Here is a 4132-nt window from a genome sequence, read left to right as displayed (position 1 = left end):
CTGCAGAGGCAGAAGAACGATACTACGCCACGCTGGACGCACCAGCTATGGCCGCATAACTTAAACCAAACGGTCTCCGGCAAAGTCGGGGCGGTTCAATCTACGCAAAGATGGAGGGCTTGAGCCGCAGGCTCGTAGTGCTCATTCGGCGATACAATGAGACGTCGAACAAACTGTTCAATCTTGAAAAAAGATGCGCCGAGGAACAATTGACTTTCGAGGCCGAGCGGAAAATCAACGGTCAAAGGCGGCAGCTTGAAGTTGATCTAAACGACAATGTGCAGGCTCAAACAGTCATCTGCGAAACGATTGCCAGCGGCCAGCGATACATTGAACAACTGAGGCTTCTTGAGAGATTTGACGATCCCGCCGAAGTCTCAACCCGAAAAATAATTCATCCGGACAACTCTTTGGTCGAATGGAGTGCGACAACCACAAGGGATGAGTGGGTGTTTATGTCCGACTTTGAGCACCTAACTCGTATCGTGCACAAGTCGGAGTTCTTCACCAGTATTTATGATCCAGAGGCTGAAGCGAGTTTTAAATTGTTGGTGGATCGTATGATTATGGAGGCTGGGTACCGCCCAATATCGCTGAATCGGCGCACTGAAGCTGAGAAAAAAGAAGATTATTTGCGTGCATCGAAGTTAATCTTAAACAGCATCAGTCGACAACAACTAATTTCACTCCAAGACGGCATGTGTACTCCAAATGACCTTGGTTTCTCGAAAGTATTGAAATCGATGAAGTTGGACAAAATCTCGACCCAAGCTGTAAAAGATAAAATCGAGTCAGCACAACCTATAAACGTTCTTGGATGAGCGTGATAAAATGAAAAAGCAAAACAATAGACAGAAGGTCGCGGAGATAATCGAAGCCGCTCAGAAGCTCTCGACCGTAGTGATCGAACAAGAGGGCAAATCCGACCGTTCGGGGCAGAACCTTGAGAGAATTTCAGCGCTAGCTAAGCTACTCTTGACGGCTACCCCACCACTGGAGCCAACCTATGACAATTTGGTCGAGCGAGGCAAACTTTTGTATCCAAATTTTCTCGCTCGCCAAACCTTGAAAAATCGTTATCGGATGATGGTGGGTGTTTGGCGCGGAGCTTTCCATAGCGTTCAGCATCTTCTCGCTGATCAGGCTATAAAAGCAGCAATGGATCATCAAATCCCCAGCGCTACCGCGTCCGATGCAGGCGGCACAATTCATATCTTACGAGAGTACATTGTCCGGATACGGGCTGAAATGGATCAGCTTAAACACGAACTTTCGGACGCTAAGGCGTCCCTTTCCTTGGCGGAAGGTAGTCAGGAAAAATCCCGTGGCTCGAATGGTCTACTTGACGGTGAGATCGTTGCCTAGTCGCCGATCAGGAAATGGCTTTCGGGGCTGCTGAGCCCGGACTCTTTGCTCGAAGAGGATGAGACCGGGCTTCGGCTTAGCAAGTTTGCGAGACCAGGACGATTGGTAATGGATGTTAAGGTCTTAAAGTCCCTGCGATCTTTCTGATCTCACGGCGTGAAGGATGTCAAAACTTGAACCAGAAACAATTGGTGTCCACGAGAGGATTCGAACCTCCGACCCCAGGATTCATACCACTTCGGCTTTCGCCGCCGTCCGAGGACGTTCGTGGTCTGGACTGTCCCTTCACCATTAGCCTTGCGGCTTTTAGGTGCTGCCCATCCAGTCTCTACACCTTCTCCGAATTTCTCCGGAGCTTGGCTCGGGATTGGCATCCTGGAAAACCAGTGCAGCGTTCCCCGACTTTGAGCAGATCGATTACAGAGTTTCCTACTGTAACCCCCAATTTTTCTTCAGGAATCCTGTGCTCTATCCTGCTGAGCTACGTGGACACACGGCTTGCTTTTAGACGAGAGGCAGAAAATCGCAACCCTTGTCGGCGCGAAAAGGAATGAAAATGGTTACGACGGCGGAAATCTCAGATGTCAATGGCATTGAATGGACGGCATCGCAGGTGATTCAAAATCAACTAGCGGAGCGTCCGAACGCAGAGCTGCGTCGCCTGTTGCAGCTCTGGTCACAGTCAAATGAACAGCAGGATGCCGCCGGACTATCCTTGGCCATCGAGTTCTTTCTGAATCAGCTTTTGCAAAGTCTGGCAGGATGGCAGTCAGATGACGTGCAATCAACTGATTTTGCGCTTGTCAAAAAGGCTGCTCAGGGAACTGATACGGACGATGAGGTGTCTGAGAGAGGATGGGATTCTGATGACGCTTGCGCGGAACTCACCGCGATGGTCGAGGAAGTTAGGCTTTACCAAACATCGAGTAACCTCTTGGTGGACCGGTCAACTCCCGTCATGGAGTTGAGGCGATCTCATTCGAACCTCGACGAAATAATCGATATCATTTCGCCTATGGGCTTTCTCGATTCCCTAGAAGACTTTTTGGTCAGCCTTGCTGATACGAAAACGAGCTTTGGCAGGTTCCGAACAGCGTAGCGACCGGCCTCTGGCATGAGTGTATTCAGGCCTGAGCGGATCAGTTTAGAACCAGTTGCGCTGATCAACATTGAGAGGAGAAGACATGAGAAAAGAAAATTCGCGGAATGCATTCGAAGCTGATGAAAAGGCACGCCTGGCTTGGGATCAGGGGTTAGCTCGGTTGTCGGAACAACCGGGCGGTTCGGTTCCCTTACGTGTGCTTGAGTCCTTAAAGCCCAAACCGATGATCAAAACTACGCGTTACCCTTTCTCCGACCATGAGAACGAGAAATCGCTTCTGGATCAATCCAATGGCAGCAGAAATCTCTATAAGCGCTGATCGCGGTTGTGTGCTGCGCTACTAAACGCCGAGCATAGTGACTTTTTACCGTAACCGATGTTCTCACCCCACGTTGCCTCGCCCGCTTTGATCTGTGATAGGCTTTCCACGGACGAACGAAGGGAGTTTGCCCAAATATTATTGAGGTTCTTACGTCCAGGACTTGTCTTTGAGCTTAATAGAAGAGTTGGACCAAGTTACGGACCTGGTTGTAATGATGCCGCCTCGCCCGCGCATACCTCAGCGGGGGCCATCGCCCCCTCAGCGCGTACAGTCGCGACCTCTGCCTTGGCGGCGTTTAGATCAGCTTCGAACGCTGGAACGGCATGGAGTCTCGCAACTGCGGCACCGCCTATGACGCGACCTGCCTCTACATCGCTTTTCCAATGGACGTTGCAGATAACCCTGCTTTCGCCGAAAGCCCAACCGCGTTGCAGAATCGCGTCGGCACGGTCGGGAAGGACCTCCGTTAGGATCAGCGCCCACCCCCAACCTGCTGCGCTGTGACCGGATGGATAAGAGCCGTCTTTTCGCAACGCTTCCTCGTCGCCAAGGGTGCAGCTCGTCCGTTATGCAGGACAAATGGTCTTACACGCTGATAGTGGGTCTTTGCGCGATACGTGGAAAGACCCACATCCACGAAAGCCTTGGCCAGCAATGCGTAGAGTTTCGGAGTTCGCTCTTGTGAGATCGGCAGGTTCGCCGCACACGAGAATGTCTCGGCAGCATGCGGGAAATGGAGATCGGCATCACGGACCGCCCGCGACCATCGCGGCGTATCGCGCATCTTGGCAGCAGCATCACGCGCGGCCTCGTCATCGGCGAAAGCAGGAGAGTTCAGCACTGGGGGCGCAGGCAAAAGGGCAAGGCTGTCTGGCAAGCCCGTCGGATCGAGGTACCCGCGCGGCATGTCGGACGGCAAACTCGGGATGCCTGCCTGCGATGTTCCCGCTTCGGCAACCGATTGCGCGAATACCTGAACAGGCGGGACCAGGCCCACTGCCACTAGGCCAGCTAAAACAAATGAAAGTCGCCAAAGCATCTGCCGCTCCTGACATGCATTGCATTCGTGGCTGAGGCCCGCCTTGTTACTTTGTCGCCTTGATGTCTTCCAGCTTCCAAGTCTTGTCGAAATAAGGCTCGCTCGGACCATAGAAGCGGAAGATCGGGAACCATCCCTTGCCGGGGACCGTCTGTATCCAGTTTGATTTTTCCTTCGGCTGGTCAGGGCTGAACACAATATTGTTGATTTCCACTGAGAGCTGACCCGGCGCAGCCAGATATTTCCATTGAGAATTGACCCATGTTTCAACCGTCCCTCGCATGTTTTCAGCGGGGGCTCTGGA

Annotated in this window: 6 protein-coding genes; 4 read left to right on the top strand and 2 right to left on the bottom strand. The window is 52.2% G+C overall.

Features of this window, described 5'->3' with window-relative positions; all coding sequences use genetic code 11:
• Positions 1-119 precede the first annotated feature (119 nt).
• The 4 genes from ASC86_RS16195 (at position 120) to ASC86_RS25890 (ending at position 2786) form a co-directional block, all read left to right on the top strand.
• Complete coding sequence (locus ASC86_RS16195) at positions 120-821, top strand: hypothetical protein (RefSeq protein WP_156387088.1); 702 nt, start codon at positions 120-122, stop codon at positions 819-821.
• Positions 822-831: 10 nt separating this feature from the next.
• On the top strand, positions 832-1365 hold the full coding sequence (locus ASC86_RS16190; RefSeq protein ID WP_056323316.1) for a hypothetical protein: 534 nt from the start codon (positions 832-834) through the stop codon (positions 1363-1365).
• A 556-nt stretch (positions 1366-1921) separates the two neighbouring features.
• The gene (locus tag ASC86_RS16185) at positions 1922-2464 is read left to right on the top strand and encodes a hypothetical protein (protein ID WP_156387087.1); all 543 of its coding nucleotides are present in this window, start codon (positions 1922-1924) and stop codon (positions 2462-2464) included.
• Positions 2465-2549: 85 nt separating this feature from the next.
• On the top strand, positions 2550-2786 hold the full coding sequence (locus ASC86_RS25890) for a hypothetical protein (protein ID WP_156387086.1): 237 nt from the start codon (positions 2550-2552) through the stop codon (positions 2784-2786).
• Positions 2787-3261: 475 nt separating this feature from the next.
• Here ASC86_RS25890 and ASC86_RS16180 read toward each other — a convergent pair whose 3' ends face one another.
• Both ASC86_RS16180 and ASC86_RS25885 read right to left on the bottom strand, forming a co-directional pair.
• Positions 3262-3828 carry a hypothetical protein gene (locus ASC86_RS16180; RefSeq protein WP_200943826.1) on the bottom strand — a complete coding sequence of 189 codons (567 nt, stop codon included), beginning with the start codon at positions 3826-3828 and terminating at the stop codon, positions 3262-3264.
• Positions 3829-3874: 46 nt separating this feature from the next.
• Positions 3875-4132: DUF1214 domain-containing protein (locus ASC86_RS25885; protein ID WP_348270772.1), on the bottom strand; the 258-nt coding region annotated here is incomplete at its 5' end.

The organism is Rhizobium sp. Root1212 (assembly GCF_001424985.1).
GTDB lineage: Bacteria > Pseudomonadota > Alphaproteobacteria > Rhizobiales > Rhizobiaceae > Pararhizobium.
The sequence above is the reverse complement of the archived record's forward strand: the minus strand, read 5'-3'. Positions and strand labels throughout refer to the sequence as shown.

Excerpts from the sequence above, each read along its gene's own strand:
- ASC86_RS16185 (WP_156387087.1), top strand. The coding sequence starts at position 1,922 with ATGGTTACGACGGCGGAAATCTCAGATGTCAATGGCATTGAATGGACG.
- ASC86_RS16190 (WP_056323316.1), top strand. The coding sequence starts at position 832 with ATGAAAAAGCAAAACAATAGACAGAAGGTCGCGGAGATAATCGAAGCC.
- ASC86_RS25890 (WP_156387086.1), top strand. The coding sequence starts at position 2,550 with ATGAGAAAAGAAAATTCGCGGAATGCATTCGAAGCTGATGAAAAGGCA.
- ASC86_RS16180 (WP_200943826.1), bottom strand. The coding sequence starts at position 3,828 with ATGCTTTGGCGACTTTCATTTGTTTTAGCTGGCCTAGTGGCAGTGGGC.